At 64.3% G+C, this 18,052-nt stretch carries 15 protein-coding genes; 13 read left to right on the top strand and 2 right to left on the bottom strand.

Annotated features, from left to right (window positions below):
* The first annotated feature begins 12 nt into the window (after window positions 1–12).
* From DL1_RS05825 to DL1_RS05790, 8 genes are all read left to right on the top strand, one after another.
* Window positions 13–774, top strand: a complete 762-nt coding sequence (locus DL1_RS05825; RefSeq protein ID WP_038063767.1) for a sugar phosphate isomerase/epimerase family protein — start codon at window positions 13–15, stop codon at window positions 772–774.
* 9 nt (window positions 775–783) lie between these two features.
* Window positions 784–1,926 (top strand): Gfo/Idh/MocA family protein, encoded by a 1,143-nt coding sequence (locus tag DL1_RS05820; RefSeq protein WP_038063765.1) that lies wholly within the window; start codon window positions 784–786, stop codon window positions 1,924–1,926.
* A gap of 59 nt (window positions 1,927–1,985) precedes the next feature.
* Entirely contained in the window at window positions 1,986–3,041 is a 1,056-nt protein-coding gene (locus DL1_RS05815; protein WP_038063763.1) for a sugar phosphate isomerase/epimerase family protein, read from the top strand.
* A gap of 11 nt (window positions 3,042–3,052) precedes the next feature.
* Window positions 3,053–4,207 carry a Gfo/Idh/MocA family protein gene (locus tag DL1_RS05810; RefSeq protein WP_038063759.1) on the top strand — a complete coding sequence of 385 codons (1,155 nt, stop codon included), beginning with the start codon at window positions 3,053–3,055 and terminating at the stop codon, window positions 4,205–4,207.
* Window positions 4,208–4,418: 211 nt separating this feature from the next.
* Window positions 4,419–4,868, top strand: coding sequence for a MarR family winged helix-turn-helix transcriptional regulator (locus DL1_RS05805; protein WP_051693357.1), 450 nt, complete (start codon window positions 4,419–4,421; stop codon window positions 4,866–4,868).
* Window positions 4,865–6,982: an FUSC family protein gene (locus tag DL1_RS05800; RefSeq protein WP_051693356.1), complete on the top strand. Its 2,118-nt coding sequence runs from the start codon at window positions 4,865–4,867 to the stop codon at window positions 6,980–6,982. Before DL1_RS05805 ends, DL1_RS05800 begins: the two co-directional genes overlap by 4 nt.
* The gene (locus DL1_RS05795; protein ID WP_038063757.1) at window positions 6,982–7,188 is read left to right on the top strand and encodes a DUF1656 domain-containing protein; all 207 of its coding nucleotides are present in this window, start codon (window positions 6,982–6,984) and stop codon (window positions 7,186–7,188) included. The genes DL1_RS05800 and DL1_RS05795 overlap by 1 nt, the downstream gene beginning before the upstream one ends.
* Window positions 7,173–8,048, top strand: coding sequence for an efflux RND transporter periplasmic adaptor subunit (locus DL1_RS05790; protein WP_177195325.1), 876 nt, complete (start codon window positions 7,173–7,175; stop codon window positions 8,046–8,048). The genes DL1_RS05795 and DL1_RS05790 overlap by 16 nt, the downstream gene beginning before the upstream one ends.
* A gap of 22 nt (window positions 8,049–8,070) precedes the next feature.
* Here DL1_RS05790 and DL1_RS05785 read toward each other — a convergent pair whose 3' ends face one another.
* Window positions 8,071–9,522 carry a hypothetical protein gene (locus DL1_RS05785; protein ID WP_143081645.1) on the bottom strand — a complete coding sequence of 484 codons (1,452 nt, stop codon included), beginning with the start codon at window positions 9,520–9,522 and terminating at the stop codon, window positions 8,071–8,073.
* Between the two features lie 106 nt (window positions 9,523–9,628).
* Window positions 9,629–10,168, bottom strand: coding sequence for a TetR/AcrR family transcriptional regulator (locus tag DL1_RS05780; RefSeq protein WP_038064076.1), 540 nt, complete (start codon window positions 10,166–10,168; stop codon window positions 9,629–9,631).
* A gap of 107 nt (window positions 10,169–10,275) precedes the next feature.
* On the opposite strand from DL1_RS05780, the gene DL1_RS05775 reads away from it, so the two are divergent.
* The 5 genes from DL1_RS05775 to DL1_RS05755 all read left to right on the top strand — a co-directional run bounded on the left by DL1_RS05775 (window position 10,276) and on the right by DL1_RS05755 (window position 17,985).
* A complete protein-coding gene (locus tag DL1_RS05775) occupies window positions 10,276–10,770 on the top strand; it encodes a (2Fe-2S)-binding protein (RefSeq protein ID WP_038063754.1) in 495 nt (164 codons plus the stop codon).
* Complete coding sequence (locus DL1_RS05770; protein WP_038063751.1) at window positions 10,767–11,792, top strand: FAD binding domain-containing protein; 1,026 nt, start codon at window positions 10,767–10,769, stop codon at window positions 11,790–11,792. Before DL1_RS05775 ends, DL1_RS05770 begins: the two co-directional genes overlap by 4 nt.
* Entirely contained in the window at window positions 11,785–14,019 is a 2,235-nt protein-coding gene (locus DL1_RS05765) for a xanthine dehydrogenase family protein molybdopterin-binding subunit (protein WP_143081646.1), read from the top strand. The genes DL1_RS05770 and DL1_RS05765 overlap by 8 nt, the downstream gene beginning before the upstream one ends.
* Window positions 14,020–14,194: 175 nt before the next feature.
* Complete coding sequence (locus DL1_RS05760; RefSeq protein WP_038063749.1) at window positions 14,195–16,387, top strand: NADP-dependent isocitrate dehydrogenase; 2,193 nt, start codon at window positions 14,195–14,197, stop codon at window positions 16,385–16,387.
* A gap of 407 nt (window positions 16,388–16,794) precedes the next feature.
* Entirely contained in the window at window positions 16,795–17,985 is a 1,191-nt protein-coding gene (locus DL1_RS05755; protein WP_038064072.1) for a site-specific integrase, read from the top strand.
* Window positions 17,986–18,052: the final 67 nt, after the last annotated feature.

The raw sequence follows: 18,052 nt of genomic DNA, 5'->3' as shown, positions 1-18,052 counted from the left end.
GAGGATCCCCAGATGACCGATTTCAATTATCAGCTTTACAGTTCGCGCAATTTTGGACCGCTCGAGGATACGCTCGGTATGCTGGCGGCCGCGGGATATACCGGGGTCGAGGGCTTTGGCGGGCTTTACGAGAGTTCTTCGGACTCGGAGCTGAGCGCCTTTCGCAGGCAGCTCGACGCGGTGGGTCTGACCATGCCAAGCGGGCATTTCAGCCTCGCCCTTGTCGAGGACACGCCCGAGCGCGCCATCGAGATCGCCCGGACGCTTGGTATGACCTCGCTTTTCGTGCCCTTCCTGATGCCCGATGACCGCCCCAGCGATGCCGGGGGCTGGGCCGCGTTTGGCGCCCGTCTGGCCCGTGCCGGGGCACCGCTGCGCGAGGCCGGTTTCGGGTTTGGCTGGCACAATCACGACTTCGAGTTCAAGCCGCTGGCAGATGGCAGCGTGCCGATGACGCATCTCCTGGAGGCCGCGCCGGATCTTGCATGGGAGGCCGATATTGCGTGGATCGCGCGCGGCGGTGCTGATCCCTTCGAGTGGATTGATCGTTATGGCGCCCAGATGCACGCCGCCCATGTCAAAGATATCGCGCCCGAGGGCGAGAAGGCGGATGAGGATGGCTGGTCCGATGTGGGTCTTGGCGTCCTGCCATGGGACCGGCTGCTCCCGGCTCTGCGCAAAGCCGATGTGACCCATTTCGTGATGGAGCATGACAATCCCAGCGACGATGCGCGCTTTGCGCGTGTCTCCATCGACAACGCCCGCAAGCTGTGAGGATTTTCCATGAGCACTGAACTTGGCATCGGCATCATCGGATGCGGCAATATCTCGACCACCTATTTCGACTTTGCGCCACTGTTTCGCGGGATCAAAGTCGTCGCCTGCGCCGATCTCGATCTTGCGGCGGCTCAGGCGCGCGCGACGCAATATGGCGTGGAGGCGCAAAGCGTCGCGGCGCTTCTGGACAATCCGTCAGTCGATCTGATCATCAACCTCACCATTCCGGGCGCGCATTTCGCGGTTGCGAAAGCGGCGCTGGAGGCGGGCAAGCATGTCTATAGCGAAAAGCCCTTCGTGCTCTCGACGCAAGAGGGCAAGGAGCTGCGCGATCTGGCGCAGTCCAAGGGGCTTTCGGTGGGCAGCGCGCCCGACACCTATTTGGGCGGGGCGCATCAGCAGGCGCGCGCCGTGCTGGATGCGGGAGACCTTGGCACGATCATCGCGGGCACCGCGTATGTGATGAGCCACGGGATGGAGCATTGGCACCCCAATCCCGATTTCTTCTTCCAGCCGGGCGGCGGTCCGATGCTGGATCTGGGGCCTTATTACCTCGCCAATCTGATCAATCTGATCGGGCCGGTCAAACGTGTGGCCGCACTGACTTCCAGCGCGACGCCCACACGCACGATCACCTCCGAGCCGCGCGCGGGCGAGACGATCGAGGTGAACACGCCAACCAATATCCACGCACTGCTGGAGTTTGCCCAAGGGGCTACGGTGACTCTTTCGACCAGCTGGGATGTCTGGGCGCATCGCCACGGCCATATGGAGCTTTACGGCACAGAGGGCTCGCTCTTTCTGCCCGATCCGAACTTCTTCAGCGGTCCGGTCGAGATCGCGGGGCGCGACGGGGCGATTGCACCGGTTGCGCCGTGGGATCATCCCTTCGGCGTGCCCAACCAAGAGCATAAGGCAGGCAAGCTGGCCAATTACCGCTCTGCCGGTCTGGCCGATATGGCGCTGGCATTGCTTGAGGGGCGCGAGGCGCGCTGCTCGATCGACCGGGCGCCGCATGGGATCGACATCATGAGCGCGATCCTGCGCTCGGGCGAAGAGGGCGGGTTCGTTGAGCTGAGCACCACCTGCACCCGGCCCGAACCGCTGGACCCCGATGCCGCTCGCGCGCTGTTGCGCCGGGTTGCCTGACACACGGGCGGGGGCGCGCCTCAGGGCTTCCCCCGCGCCATTTCCATAGGAGACACCGCATGAAAACGATCAAGGGGCCCGCCCTCTTCCTTGCGCAATTCGCGGGCGATGACGCCCCTTTCAATTCGCTGGATGCGATCTGCGGTTGGGCCGCCGGGCTCGGCTATAAGGGGGTCCAAATCCCTGCGTGGGATCGTCGGTTTATCGATATCGAGCGCGCGGCGGGCTCGCAGGATTACTGTGATGAAATCCTTGGCACTGTTGCCGCGCATGGCTTGGCGGTGACCGAGCTTGCGACGCATTTGCAAGGCCAGCTTGTCGCGGCCCATCCGGTCTATGACACCTTGCTCGACGGCTTCGCCCCGCCCGAGCTGCATGGCCGCCCGGAGGCGCGGCAAGAATGGGCTTGCGCGCAGCTCCGCTTTGCAGCGCAAGCCTCGCGCCGGATGGGGCTGAGCGCGTTGCCCAGCTTCTCGGGCGCGCTGGCATGGCCCTTCCTCTACCCGTTCCCGCAGCGCCCTGCGGGGCTGATCGAGACCGCTTTTGACGAGCTGGCCCGCCGCTGGCACCCGCTTCTGGATATCTGCGAAGAGAACGGCGTTGATCTGTGCTTTGAGCTGCATCCCGGCGAGGATCTGCATGACGGGATCAGCTATGAGATGTTTCTCGAGCGGGTCGGCGGCCATGCCCGCGCAAACCTGCTGTATGATCCCTCGCATTTCGTGCTGCAGCAGCTCGATTATCTCGATCACCTCGAGATCTATCACGAACGGATCCGGGCCTTTCACGTCAAAGATGCGGAGTTCGTCGCCTCGGGGCGGCAAGGGGTTTATGGCGGCTATCAGTCTTGGGTGGATCGCGCCGGGCGCTTCCGGTCTCTGGGCGATGGGCAGGTCGATTTCAAACGGATCTTCTCGCAGCTCGCCGCGCATGATTTCGACGGCTGGGCGGTGCTGGAATGGGAATGCGCGCTCAAACATCCCGAGGACGGCGCGCGCGAAGGGGCTGCATTCATTGCCGATCACATCATCCGCGTGACCGACCACGCCTTTGACGATTTCGCAGGCGCTGGCACCGATGAGACCGCCAACAAACGCATTCTCGGGATTGGATAAGGGGGCCAGACATGAGCGAGCAGATAACAGATCGGCGTATTCGCCTTGGGATGGTTGGCGGCGGTGAAGGCGCGTTTATCGGGGGGGTGCATCGGATCGCCGCCCGGCTCGATGATCGCTATCAACTGGTCGCAGGGGCCTTGTCCTCGGACCCTGAGCGCGCGCGGCGCTCGGGCGCGGCGCTGGGGCTGGATCCGGCGCGCAGCTACAGCGATTTCGTGGAGATGGCGCGCGCCGAGGCCGCCCGACCTGATGGCATTCAGGCGGTTTCCATCGTCACGCCCAATCACCTGCACGCGCCGGTCGCCACGGCCTTTCTGCAAGCGGGCATCCATGTGATCTGCGACAAGCCGATCACGCGCACGCTGGCCGAGGCGGAGGCTTTGGCCGAGCAGGTCGCGCAGAGCGGTGCGCTTTTCGTCCTCACCCATACCTATACCGGATACGCGATGATCCGGCAGGCCCGCGCGATGGTGGCCGCCGGTGCGCTGGGGCCGATCCGGGTGGTGCAGGTCGAATATCCGCAGGACTGGCTGACCGAGCCGGTCTCGGAGGATGGCACGAAACAGGCGCTCTGGCGTGTGGACCCGGAACGCGCGGGTGCGGCCGGGGCGCTTGGCGATATCGGCACGCATGCGATGAACCTTGCAAGCTTTGTGACAGGGCTGGAGGCGCGCGAAATCTGCGCCGAGCTGACCCGTTTCGTGCCGGGGCGGCAGGTCGATGACGATGTGCAGATGATGATCCGCTATGATGGCGGCGCGAAGGGGATGCTCTGGGCCAGTCAGGTCGCGCCGGGCAATGAGAACGCGCTGAAGCTGCGTGTCTACGGCGCGCAGGGCGGGCTCGAATGGGCGCATACCGCGCCCGACACGTTGCGCCATACTCCGTTTGGCGAGCCGCCACGCCTGTTGTCGCGGGGTGGGCCGGGGCTTGCGCCGGAGGTGGCGGCGCTCGGGCGTGTTCCGGCAGGTCATCCCGAGGGCTTCCTGGAGGCCTTCGCGACGCTCTATTCCGATGCCGCTGATGCGATCCTTGCGCATGCCTCCGGTGCGCCTGCGTCAGAGGGCTCATTGCCGGGCGTGGCGGATGGCGTGCAAGGGATGCGCTTTGTCGAGGCCGCGCTGCGCTCGTCGGATGCGGGCGGGATCTGGTGCGCGCTCTAGATCTCCTGCGCTCATTGGCAGAGTGAGCTTGCGCGGAAGCGATGTGTTCGGGGCTGGCCCATGTGGCCAGCCCCTTCGCGTTTTCCCGATTGGGTCCTGTGGCTTCTTTCCGTCTGCGACTGCTCCGTGCGCAGATGCACATTAAGATGATATTGCAATAGTTGATATATCATCTATTTGTCGGCCCGCCGCTGAGAGGGAAGGGCCGAAAATGACCGACCGCATTGAGGACAATACCAGCTTTGCGCCGCTGTTGATTGCGGTGGCGCAATCGTGGCGGCGTGAGATCGCGCGCGAGCTGAGCCGCGAAGGCTGGTCGGATGCGATGGCCTTGCCGATGGTGCATCTGTTGCGCGACGGCGATGGCATCCGTCAGACCGAACTGGCCCGCAGGGTCGGCGTGGAGGGGACAGCACTTGTGCGCATTCTCGACGTGCTGGAGCGCGATGGCTATCTGCGCCGGGAGGGCGATCCGAGCGACCGCCGCGCGAAGCTGGTCTATCTCACGCAGATGGGCCGTACGCATGCGCAAAATGCCTCCGATCTTTTGCGCGCGCTGCGGATGCGTTTGCTGGGGGATGTCAGCCGCGAGGATCTGGCAGCGACCGAGCGTGTGCTCGCGCGGCTCTCGAACGCCCTTTATCTCGACGAAAAGGAATGAGTGAGGCTTCCGCCTCCGCACGGGCCATATCACGGCCCGCGCCAGCCTCGGCGCCCCCCGGGCTGTTCGTGGCCGATGCGCTGTTCTCGATCAAGGCCTTCATCGCGGCGGGCGTAGCGTTTTTCATCGCCTGCGCGTTCAATCTGGAAAACCCCTATTGGGCGATGGGCTGTGTCTATCTCGTGTCGAACCCGTTGGCGGGGGCCAGTACCTCGAAGGCGGTCTACCGGCTGTTGGGAACGATCCTTGGCGGGGTGATGACAATCGCTTTTCTGCCCAATCTCGTCGCCGCGCCGCCGCTGTTCATTCTCGTGACCGGGCTCTGGATCGGCGGGTGCCTGTTCGTGTCGATGCTGGACGGCACGCCGCGCAGCTATGTCTTTATGCTGGGCGGCTACACGGTGGCGCTGGTCGCCTTCACCGTGGTCGACACCCCGCAGGCGGTGTTTCCGACCGTCGTCGCACGGGTCGAAGAGATCGCCGTCGGCGTGATCTGCGCGGCGCTGGTCAATCGGCTGATCTTTCCGCGTCATATCGGGCCGGTGGTGTTTGGTCGCGCCTCGGGCTGGTTGGATACGGGGGCTGCGCTGGCGGGCCAGACCTTGCGGGACGCGTTGGACGGAGAGGCTGCGCGCCTCGAAATCCGCAAACTGGCCGCCGATGCCACGGATATGCGCGCGCTGACGGCCCATATCTCTTACGACACGTCGCATCACCGCGATCTCGTGCAGATAAGCCTTGCGCTGCAAACCCGGATGACGCGCCTGCTGCCGCTGCTTTCGGCGCTGCAAGATCAGATCCGCGTGCTCAAATCGCTTGATGCGCTGACGCCCGAGACCAGTGCGCTGCTTGAGGATATCGCGCGCTGGATCGAGGACGGGGCCACAAGCGGCATCTCGGCCGTGCCCTTGATCGAGCGGGCGCGCCGGATCAGCGAAGAGGCGCGCGAGCAGCGCGGCTGGAGCAATCTTGTCCATGTCAATCTGGCCGAGCGGCTGCGCGATCTGCTGCATCTGTGGCGCGACTGTGCGGCTTTGCGCGCGGCAATCGCAAGCGATGCAAGGCCCGGGCCAGACGTGCGTGCGCTGTTGGGCAGCTTGCCTGCAGGGCGGCCTGTGCGCGACTGGCGCAGCGCCGCGATGGCGGGCCTTGCGGCATTTTTGGCCGTGCTGATTGCCGCCTCGCTCTGGCGGGCCTTGGGCTGGCGCGATGGCGGCTTTGCGATGGCCGAGCTGGCCCCGGTCTTTTGTTGCATCCTTGCGGGCATCGACAATCCGGTGCCTGCGATGCGGGGCTTTCTGAAATACCTGCTCTGCACAATGGTCGCGGTCTTCGTCTATGAATATGCGGTCTTGCCGCAGATCACCGGGATCGTGCCACTTCTGGCCGCGCTGGGCCTTTATCTTTTGCCTTTCGGGGTTTTGATGGCGCGCCCGGCGACGGCGGTAATCGGGCTGACGCTGTGCGTGAACTTTCCCTACATGCTGCTGCTCAAGGCCGAGTACAGCCCCAACCTGAGCCTCTTTCTGAGCGGCAATATCGGCACTGTCATGGGAATGATTATCGCGATGGTCGTGGTTTCGAATGTGCGCGCGATCGGGGCGGATGTGGCCGCCCATCGCGTGCTGCGCGAGGCATGGCGCCGGATCGCCGAGGCCACGCGCGCCGAAAGCCGGGTGTCTGCCGATGATCTGGGGCCGGTGCTGGTCGATGCGCTGGGGCAGGCGGGGCCGCGGCTGGCGCAGCTCAGCGCGGGCCATGACCTGCTGTCGGTCGATATCCTGCGCGACCTGCGCGTCGGTCTCAACGTGATCCGTCTCAAACACTTCGCGCCCCAGCTTGGCTCTGAGGCGGGCGCGGTGCTGGAGCAGTTTCTGGCGCAGGTCTCGCGCTACTACGCCGGGCGCGCGCGTCAGGACACAGCCGGGGGCGAGGCGCTGCTTGAGGCGTTGGATGCCGTGGCGCAGCGTCTCAATCCGCAGCTTCATGGCCGCCCGCGTGCGCAGGTCTATGCGGCGCTCACGGGGATGCGGCTGGGGATCTCGCCTGCCGGGAAGCCGCCGCGCCCGCTGGATCTGGCGCAGCCCGCGCTTTTGCAAAACGGGGATGCGTGATGCAGCAAATCGACCTCTACGGTGTGTTCCTGCCAACTTTGCTGGTTGCCGCGCTGATGGCTTACGCGATGTTTCTTGCGCTGCGCAACGGGCTGGCCCGGATCGGAGCCTATCGCTTCATCTGGCACCGCCCTCTCTTTGATGTTGCCCTTTACGGGGTTCTCCTTGGTCTGATCGGATATGTGTTGAAATGGCTGCTTTACTGAAAAACGCGATGGGATCGGCAGGGCGTGTCGTGATTACGCTGGCGATCTGTGCCTGTGCGCTCGTGCTCGCGCATAGCCTGTGGGATTACTACATGGCCGCGCCTTGGACGCGCGATGGGCATGTGCGCGCCGATGTCGTGCGGGTGACGCCGGATGTGTCGGGTCCGGTGGGGGCGGTGCTGGTCCATGACGAGCAGCGGGTCCACAAGGGCGACATCTTGTTTCGCATCGATCCTGAGCGCTTCAAGCTGGCGCTGTCACAGGCGCAGGCGGCCCTTGATGAGGCGCGCGCGTCGGTCCGCCTCTCGCAATTGACGCTTGATCGCAAGAAGCGCCTCGCGGGGCAGGATTTCGCGACCCAGCAGGTCTTGGACGAGAACGAGGCGAGCCTCACATCTGCAATCGCGGCAGAATCCGCCGCGCAGGCCGCGCTGGATCTGGCCAAGCTCAACCTCAAGCGCACGGCGGTACGTGCGACGGTGGACGGGCGAGTGACGAATTTCCATCTCAAGCAGGGGGATTATGCCACGGCGGGCGCGGCTGTGGCGGCGCTGGTCGACGAAGCGTCCACCTATGTCGTGGGCTATTTCGAGGAGACCAAGCTGCCCCGGATCTCAGTGGGAGAAAAGGCGAAGGTCACGCTGATGGGGACGCGCCGGGCGTTGAGCGGGCATGTCGAGAGCATCTCTGCGGGGATCGCCGATAGTGAGCGCTCCGACACTGCGGGAGAGCTGGCCCATGTCGCCGCCACCTTCTCATGGGTGCGGCTGGCGCAACGGGTGCCGGTGCGCATCAAGCTGGATGGCGATCAGGCGCGGGGCTTGGTGCTGGGGCGCACGGCCACGGTCGCGATCGAGTAGCGGTTCGCGGGGGCGGCGCGGCTCAGGCCAGAAGCTGTACCCAAAGGGCAAGGGCAGCCGCGGCGCAGGGGACAAAGAGTCCGTTCCATTTGAAGGCCACGTCGCGCGGGGTGACCTCGCCGATCCGCGAGATGATCATCACGGAGGCGGTGAAGGGCGAGGTGGGGGCCGCCAGCGCCCAGCCCGAGGTCAGCGCGAGCACCATCGAGATTGGCGAGACCCCAATCGAGACCGGATCGGGCAAAAGCTGCGCAAAGAGCGACACGAAGAGAATCGGGTTGAGCCCAACCTGACCGGCCAGCGGCACCAGTATAATCGGCAGCACCAGCAGCAACCGGGCGGGGACAGCGCTCAGATCGAAGCCAGCGGCGGCGATCCAGCCTGCCAAAAGCGCGCCCGCCGCATTGCCGATGAATCCGGCGGTGCTGAGCAAGACCAGTTCATTCTTGAACGAGGGCAGATCGCCGAAGAAGAAATGTCGGCTGCGGGCGCTCAGCTCGCGCGCCTTGCGCCCGACATCGGTTTCGATGGCGATCCAGAGCGCTGCCACCAGCGGCACCAGCCCCAGCACCGCGCGCGAGGGCGCGACATGGGCTCCGAAATCCAACAGCGCCGCCGGGATCGCCACGCCCAGCAACAGCCAGAGCAGCGGCCAGAGTGAGCGGACGTCATGGGCGGCCACCGGATCGGGCGGGGCCACGACCGTGCCGCGCGGCAGGCTGTTCTTGAGCGGACGGTCCACCAGCCAGCCGATCAGCACGAGGATCGCCGCCGACCCCAGACCATGCGCGATCACCTGTCCAACCGTGACGCCGGGGATCAGGGTCGAGGTGATTACGGTGGCAAAAGCCAGTGGCGACCATGTCAGCGAGGCCGCAAAGCCGCATTGCGCGCCTTGTAGCATCCGCCGGATCCGCAGGGCGCGCACCGCCGGTTCGCTTTCGCGCTCCGCCGAGCGCCGCGCCATCGTGCCCAGCAGCGAGAGCGCTCCGTAATTGAGCATCAATGCAAAGACCTGCGCGCCACAGCTCAGCGCAAGGTAGCGCCGCCCTGAGGGCTGGTTGGCCAGAAAGGCGGCGGCGCGGCTGATCGCCTTGGAGCGGGCCGCGACATGCTGCAAGCTGGCCAACGCGCAGAAAAACGCGATGATGAAGCTCGCCTGATCGAATGCGGGTTTGAGAATATGGGCCGGGTCGTCGCGCGCGATCAGGCAATAGACCACAATCACCGTTGAGATCGCCAGAAACAGATGCCGCCAACCCCGGACCTGCGGCGCGAGCAGCGCGAGCACGAGGACTGAGGCTGCATCGGCCAACCCCGAGGTCACAGGGGGCAAAACGCCAAACCCGTTGAGCAGTTTGAGCAAGATGATCGCACCCAGCAACAGGCCGAGCGTGATCGAGACTTTCGTGGGCGGCGTTTGTCCGGTCGGTGCGGCAGAGGGGGCGTGCATGGCGCGGGACGTGTCTGGCATGGTATAGGCGGCTCTCTGCGGCGGATCGGGGGGAGGGGGCGCGATCCCCTTTTTTCAGAGCTAGTTTGCCCACGCGGGCGATCAAACCACAATGGGCGGAGGCGTGTCAGGCGGAGCGCAGGCCCGCGAGGAACACATCAAGCAAGACAGAGGAGCGCGCAGGATCGGCACCGGGGCCGTAATTGATCGCCAGCAGCACGCGCATCAGATCATCAGGGGTAACATCGGGGCGCACCGTGCCATCGGCCACGGCGCGGGCGTGCAGTTGCGCCACCGCCCCGCGCATCCGCAGCGACTGATCCGAGATGAAGCTCGACTCCGGGTCAATCACGGGCGCGAGCGCTGCGACCATGCCGCGCTTGGTGGCCATCATCTGCAAGGCCTCGCGCATCCAGTCTTCCAGCCCGTCCACCTGCGCACGTTGCTCAAGCGTCTCGACCTCATGGGCGTAGACCGCCTGAAACAGCGCCTCGCGGGTCGGGAAATTGCGATAGAGCGTGCCGATGCCAAGTCCGGCCTTGCGCGCCACGGCTTCAAGATTGCCGCCCTCACCGCGAAACACCTCACGCGCCGCCTCAAGCAGGCGTGCACGATTGCGGAGCTGATCGGCGCGCGGCTTTCTTGACTTGGGGGCTTGTTCGCTCATTTCGTCTTCCATGCGGCATTTTTCTTGAAAACGGAGGCGACCTCCGTATTTTAGTATTTATGCCGACTCTCCGGTATCCCCATCAGCTAATCGCCAAAGAGGGAAAGATGACATTTAACCTGAATCTCACGATCAACGGGACAGCGCAACAGATTGCGCTGGACGATCCCCGGGTGACGCTGCTCGATGTGCTGCGCGAACGGGTCGGGCTGACCGGCACTAAGAAGGGCTGCGACCGCGGACAATGCGGCGCCTGTACCGTGCTGATCGACGGCCAGCGGATGAACGCCTGTCTGGCGCTGGCGCTGTCCTATGACGGGGCCGAGATCACCACCATCGAAGGGCTGGCCAAGGGCGAGACCCTGCATCCCGTGCAGGCGGCCTTTGTCGCGCATGACGGGTTCCAATGCGGCTATTGCACACCGGGTCAGATCATGTCCGCCGTCGGGCTGATCGCCGAAGGCGAGGCGGGGCTGGACCCCGAGCGCGTGCGCGAGGGGATGAGCGGCAATCTGTGTCGCTGTGCCGCTTACGCGGGCATCACCGAGGCCGTGCTGGAAGCCACCCGAGAGATGAGCGCGCAGGAAGGGACATCGGCATGAACCGTTTCGAATATGAGCGCGCCGGGACGCTGGCCGAGGCCATCGGGGCCGAGGGCGCTTTTCTGGCCGGGGGCACGAACCTGCTGGATCTGATGAAGATCGGTGTGCAAGCGCCCGCGCGGCTCGTGGATATCTCGCGCCTGCCGCTCACCGAGATCGAGCCGGTCGAGGGCGGGTTGCGGATCGGGGCGATGGTGCGCAATTCCACTTTGGCGCGCGATCCGCAGGTGCTCGCGAAATATCCGGCGCTGGCCGAGGCGCTGCTGTCGGGGGCGTCGGCGCAATTGCGCAATGCTGCAAGCACCGGCGGCAATGTGATGCAGGCGACGCGGTGCAGCTATTATCAGGACCCGCTCTCACCCTGCAACCGGCGCAATCCGGGCAGCGGCTGCGGCGCGCTGGGGGGCGAGACCCGCAATCACGCGGTGCTGGGCTGGACCGAGGGCTGCATCGCGACGCATCCCTCCGATATGTGCGTGGCGCTCGCAGCCTATGACGCGGTGGTCGAAATCTCTGGTCCTGAGGGCGCACGAAGCGTCGCGATGGCAGAGTTCCATCCGTTGCCTGATGCTCAAGGGGCGGGGGACGCTCCGTTGGCTGCAGGCGAGATCATCACCCATATCCGGCTGCCCGATCCCGGCGCGATGGCCCGCCATGCGCGCTACGTCAAGCTGCGCGAGCGGACGTCCTTTGCCTTTGCAATCGTGTCTGCGGCAGCCGCGCTTGCGGTCGAAGACGGGCGGATCACGCAGGCCCGTCTGGCTTTGGGCGGCGTCGCTGCGCGGCCATGGCGGTGCCGTACCGCCGAGGCGGCTTTGCTTGGCCAGCCCGCCACCATCGAGACTTTCACCAGAGCCGCCGAACTGGCGCTGGAGGGCGCAAGCCCCTCAGGCGCCAACGAGGCCAAGATCCGACTGGCACGCAAAATCGCGATCCGCGCGCTTGAGCGCGCTGCTGCAGGGACGCCCGAGCGGCTTCCCGCCCTTCCCGCATCCCTTTTCGCAGGAGACGACAATGGCTGACATGATGACAGCTGGGGGCCATGTGCGCCTTGGATCGAACGCCGGTCAGGGGCTGACGCGCCGCGACGGTGTGCTCAAGGTGACAGGGGGCGCGGGCTATGCTGCCGATTGCCGCCCCGAGGGGCTGTTGCATGCGGTGACGGCCTCGGCCGGGATCGCGCGCGGACGGGTCACCCATCTCGATGTGGCCGCCGCCGAGGCCCATCCCGGCGTGGTGAAGGTCTACACCCATGCCAATGCGCTGCCGCTTGCGCTGAGCCCGGATAACAAGATCCACCCCTTCGTCTGGCGGATGGATGCGCTGCAAAGCGACGAGGTGCGCTATGCGGGCCAGCCGATTGCGCTGGTGGTGGCCCATAGCCTTGAGGCGGCGACCGAAGGCGCGCGGCTTCTGGCCCCGCAATATGACGCCCAGCCCGCGCGGGTCACGCTGGACGATGCCGAGCCCTATGAGACCGACACCACCGCCTTTGGCCGTCCCTCGGGGCACAGCTCGGGCGATATCGAGGCGGCGCGTGCGGCGGCGGATAGTCATCTCACCACGACGGTCGAGACGCCGTCGCAATATCACAACCCGCTTGAGCCACATGCGATCACCGCGCAATGGCATGGTGATCAGCTTGAGATCGACACGCCGAACCAGGCAATCGGGCTGGCCAAGCAGACCATCGCGGCCTTTCTCGGGATCGACCCATCGCAGATCTTGCTGCGCAGCCCATTCCTGGGCGGTGGGTTCGGTGCCAAGGCGATCGTGTTTGGCGCTCAGTTTCTGACGATCCTTGCGGCGCGCGATCTGGGCCAGCCGGTCAAGATGGTGCTGCGGCGCGATCAGATGTATGGCCCGGTCGGTCACCGCGCGCCGACCCGCCAGACCCTGCAGCTGGATCTTGACGCGGAGGGGCATATCCTCGCGCTCGAGCATGACACGATCACGACCACCTCGACCTTCGATCAGTTCCTGGAGAGCGCATCGAACGCCTCGCATAGCGTCTATGCGACCTCGGCCCTGCGTACCGAGCACCATGCCCGCCGCGCCGATATCGGCACGCCGGGGCCGATGCGCGCGCCGGGTGAGGCGTCGGGCTCTGCGGCGCTGGAGATCGCGATGGATGTCGCGGCTGAGGCGCGCGGGATGGATCCGCTGGCGTTCCGGCGGCTCAATTACGCCAAGATCGATCCGTCGACCGGGCTGGCGTTTTCCTCGAAGGCCTTGGAGGAATGCTACGCCAAGGCGGCTGAGGCCTTCGGCTGGGAGGGCCGCCCGCTCGCGCCGCGGCAGATGCGCGAGGGCCGTTTGTTGAAAGGCTGGGGCATGGGCACGGCGCAGTTCCCCTGCCCGATGTTTCAGGCCGCAGCCCATGCAACGCTGCGCGCCGATGGCAGCGCTGTGATCGAGACCTCTGCGGCGGATATGGGGCAGGGGGCGTGGACCGCGCTGGCCCAGATCGCGGCCGATGGCTTGGGCATCGATGTCGATAAGGTCGAGTTCCGCTCGGGGCGCTCGGACCTGCCAGATGCGGGCGTGGCCGGGGGATCGGGGCATACTGCTACGGCGGGCAATGCGCTCTTCAATGCCGGGGCGGATGCGGTGCGCCAGATGGTGGATCTGGCCACCAATGATCCGGCCTCGCCGCTCTTTGGCGCGGGCAATTTGGGCGTCACGGCGCGGGGCGGACGGTTGCATCGCAACGATGATGACCGCTCGGAATCCTACGAGGACATTCTGGCGCGGGCCGGGCTTGAGCTGCTGCGCGGCGAGGGAAAAGCCTCGCGTGAGGGCACGCCTGAGCGCGCGATGTTCTCGCATGGCGGCGTCTTCGCCGAGGTGCTGGTCGATCCCGATCTGGGGCAGATCCGCGTCAGCCGCCTGATCGGGGCCTTTGCCGCCGGTCGGATCATCAACCCACGTCTGGCCCGCAGCCAGCTTCTGGGCGGGATGATCTGGGGCATCGGGTTCGCCTTGCACGAAGAGGCGCTGCACGATGCGCGCACGGGCCGGTTCGTGAATAACGATTTTGCGGGCTATCACGTGCCGGTCAATGCCGATGTGCCGATGATCGAGGCGATGACGGTGCATGAGGACGATCCCTTCGTGAATGCGCTTGGCATCAAGGGAGTGGGCGAGATCGGGGTGACAGGCACGGTGGGAGCCATCGCCAATGCGGTCTGGCACGCGACTGGCATCCGCCCGGCGCGGTTCCCGATCCATCCGGAATCGCTGATCTGATCACAAGGCCCGGCGGCATTCTTCCGCCGGGCCTTGGACGCCTTCCGCCTATGGCGCGTGCCATCATGGGGCGGCCCGGGTGCGGCATTCCGCGTACGGTATGCGATAGTGCACTGTCGACCTTTGCACAGCGGTCGGGTATGACAAGGCAAAATCCCGTTTTAAGGAGTTCTCGATGGCTGATATCATTTACACCAAGGTGGACGAAGCGCCCGAACTGGCATCTGCGTCCTTCCTCCCGATCATCCAGAAATTCGCGGCCGCCGCGGGCGTGTCCGTGGGGACCAAAGATATCAGCCTCGCAGGGCGGATCCTTGCCACCTTCCCCGAGCATCTGAGCGCCGAGCAGCAGCAAAGCGACGATCTGGCCGCTCTGGGCAAACTGGTGAAAACCGCCGAGGCAAACGTCATCAAGCTGCCGAACATCTCGGCCTCGGTGCCCCAGCTTGTGGCCGCGATCCGCGAGTTGCAGTCGCAGGGCTTCGCGCTGCCCGACTATCCGGAAACGCCCGAAACCGACGCTGAAAAGGCAGTTCGGGCCAAATATGACGGGATCAAGGGTTCGGCCGTGAACCCGGTTCTGCGCGAGGGCAATTCCGACCGCCGCGCCGCCAATGCCGTGAAGAGCTTTGCACAAAGCAACCCGCATCGGATGGGCGATTGGACCGCCGACAGCAAGACGCATGTCTCCGCGATGTCGGGCGGCGATTTCTTCTCCAACGAGGTCTCGAGCACGCTCGAGCACGAAGCCACCGCCAAGATCGTTCTGGTCAACGAGGCAGGCGAGGAAACGGTTCTCAAGGAGAAGGTTACCTACCCGGCCGGGACCGTGGTCGATGCGACCTTCATGAGTGCCGCCGCCCTTGAGAGCTTCCTCGCCGACGAGATCGAGAAAACCAAGGCCGAGGGCACGCTGTTCTCGCTGCATATGAAAGCCACGATGATGAAGGTTTCGGACCCGATCATCTTCGGTCATGCGGTCAAAGCCTTCCTCGCTCCGGTCTTTGAAAAGCACGGCAAAGCACTGGCCGATCTGGGCGTGAACCCCAATGCGGGCCTGAAGGATCTGCTGTCGCGCGTTGAGGGGCAGTCCGAGATCGAGGCCGATATCAAGGCCTGCATGGATGCGCGCCCGCCGATGTATATGGTCGATAGCGACAAGGGCATCACCAACCTGCATGTCTCGTCGGACGTGATCATCGACGCCTCGATGCCCGCACTGATCCGCGCAGGCGGCAAGGGCTGGGGCCCCGATGGCAAAGAGCACGACACCAATTGCGTGATCCCCGACAACTCCTACGCGCCGGTCTATGACGAGACGATCAAGTTCTTCAAAGAGAACGGCAAGTTGAACCCGGCCACCGCCGGTACGGTGCAAAACGTCGGTCTGATGGCCCAGAAGGCCGAGGAATACGGCTCGCATCCGACCACCTTCGAGATCGCGCAAGCGGGCACCGTCAAGATGATCCTCGACGATGGCACTGTCTTGCATGAGCATAAGGTCGCGGCCGGGGATATCTGGCGGTCGGCCTCTGCGCGCAAGGCACCGATCGAGGATTGGGTCGGTCTTGCGATTGATCGTCAGAAAGCCGAGGGCTGCCGCGCGATCTTCTGGCTGGATGCCGAGCGCGCTCATGACGCCGAGCTGATCAAATATGTGAAGCCGATCCTCGAGGCACGCGGCGTGGCCGACAAGTTCGAGATCATGGCTCCGCGTGAGGCCACCCGTGCCTCGCTCGAGACGATCACCAAGGGCGAGACGATGATCGCGATCACCGGCAACGTGCTGCGCGACTACCTGACCGACCTTTTCCCGATCCTTGAGCTTGCCACTTCGGCGAAGATGCTTTCGATCGTGAAGCTGATGAACGGCGGCGGCCTGTTTGAGACCGGCGCTGGCGGCTCGGCCCCCAAACATGTCCAGCAGCTCGTCGAGCAAAACCACCTGCGCTGGGACAGCCTTGGTGAGTTCTGCGCGCTTGGCGAGAGCCTCAAGTTCCTCGCCGACAGCAAGGGCAATGAGAAGGCGCGGATTCTGGGGCAGGCGGTCGATGCCGCAACCCAAGGCATCTTGGACCACGGTCGGTCGCCTTCGCGCAAGGTCGGCGAGCCCGACAACCGCGACAGCCACTACTGGTTCGCCCGCTACTGGGCCGAGGCGCTGGCCGCACAAAGCGACAGCCCCGAGCTGGCCGCGCATTTCGCGCCCATCGCTCAGGCGCTGGCCGATGGTGAGGCGCAAATCCTCTCCGAGCTGGCCGCCGCTCAGGGCAAGCCTGCCGATCTTGGCGGCTATTACCACACCGATGCCGCGAAGACCGCTTCGGTGATGCGCCCCTCGCAGACGCTTAACGCCATCATCGGCTAAGGCGTCTCTCCAGACCCAAGACGGGCCGCGCAGTCACCCTGACCGCGCGGCCTTTTTCATTGGGAGTGTGGGGTGTCGACTGACTGACCGCGCGGGCCGTGGATCAACCGCGAGCAAGAGATCGCACAGAGGAAACCACGGGCGCGTATTCCCGATGTAGACTATCGATTTTGATGAGGTTTTATTGGTTGCGGGGGTAGGATTTGAACCTACGACCTTCAGGTTATGAGTTGGTCGCGCCGCTTTCGCACGGGTTTCTCTCGGTTGCTCTGGTTTTCTCTATCTTATTGACTCTACTTGTTTTTCCTTGATTTGCGGCGCGCTGGCCTTCTACCCCTTACTCCGTGGTTTGCGTCCAAGTGCTTCCACTATGCTTCCACGGAAACGGCGAAATTTAGGGGATGACCATGCCGAAACTGACCAAGCGTGCCGTTGATGCACTCCAGCCGAAAGAGAAAGATTACTTTGTTTGGGACAGCGAGATCATAGGCTTCGGTCTGCGCGTAATGTGTTCGGGTGCGAAGACCTATCAAGCTCAATACCGGAAGGGTGGGCGCACGCGGCGAGTGTCGCTCGGACGGCATGGAAACATCACCGCAGACCAAGCGCGCCTAAAGGCTCGGGAAGTGATGGGGCTGGTTGCTAAGGGCGACAACCCCGCCGAAGAGATATCACAGCATCGCCGCGCGCCGACCTTGGGTGCTTTGTGTGACCGGTTCTATGAGAACCATGTGCTCGAACGCTGCAAACCACGCACACAGAAAGAATACAGACGCGCATTGGAGCAGTTCATCAAGCCCGCGCTTGGGGCTTTCAAGGTTGTGGATGTGGAACGCAAAGACATTGCGGAGCTGCATCACAAGTTTCGGCATATCCCTTACCAAGCAAATCGAACCCTTGGGGTGCTCTCGAAGATGTTCAATCTGGCGGAGATATGGGGGCTTCGCCCTGACGGCTCAAACCCTTGCCGCCATGTGCCGAAGTTCAGAGAACAAAAGCGCGAGCGCTATCTGACGACCGCCGAACTACAGCGCCTCGGCACAACGCTTTGCGCGGTGGAAGCCGAGGGATCGGAAACCCCGTACATTGTCGCGGCCTTTCGCCTGTTGATACTGACGGGCTGCCGCCTTGGTGAAATCCAGACGCTGAAATGGGAATACATCACGCCGCGCGGCATGGAGCTGCCCGACACTAAGACGGGAGCAAGGCGTATTCCGCTGCCGGAAGCTGCCCGCGATGTTCTAGCCGCGCTGCCGCGTGTCTCAAGCAACCCTTATGTGATTGCGGGCAAGATCGCAGACCAACACGCCACAGACTTTCAGCACCCGTGGCGACGCATTCGCGAACGGGCTGGCTTGGCCGGAGTTCGCATTCACGATCTGCGGCATACTTATGCCTCAAACGCGGTGTCTTCGGGGATGCCGATCCAAATGGTTGGTAGGTTGCTTGGTCACACGCAGCTTCAAACCACAATGAGATATGCGCATCTTGCGGACGATCCGGTAAATCGCGCCGCCGAAGAGAATGCCGCGCGGCTCAGTGCCGCCATTGGCACACAAACCTCGCCGCGTGTCGCTACATTGCGGGTCGTGCGTTGAACTTCTGGCATGCTATTGCCGCCAAGTTTCATGGCGGCATATCCGAAAATTACATGCAATTCGCAAG

The sequence above is a fragment of the Thioclava dalianensis genome (assembly GCF_000715505.1).
GTDB classification, from domain to species: domain Bacteria; phylum Pseudomonadota; class Alphaproteobacteria; order Rhodobacterales; family Rhodobacteraceae; genus Thioclava; species Thioclava dalianensis.
The sequence above is the reverse complement of the archived record's forward strand: the minus strand, read 5'-3'. Positions and strand labels throughout refer to the sequence as shown.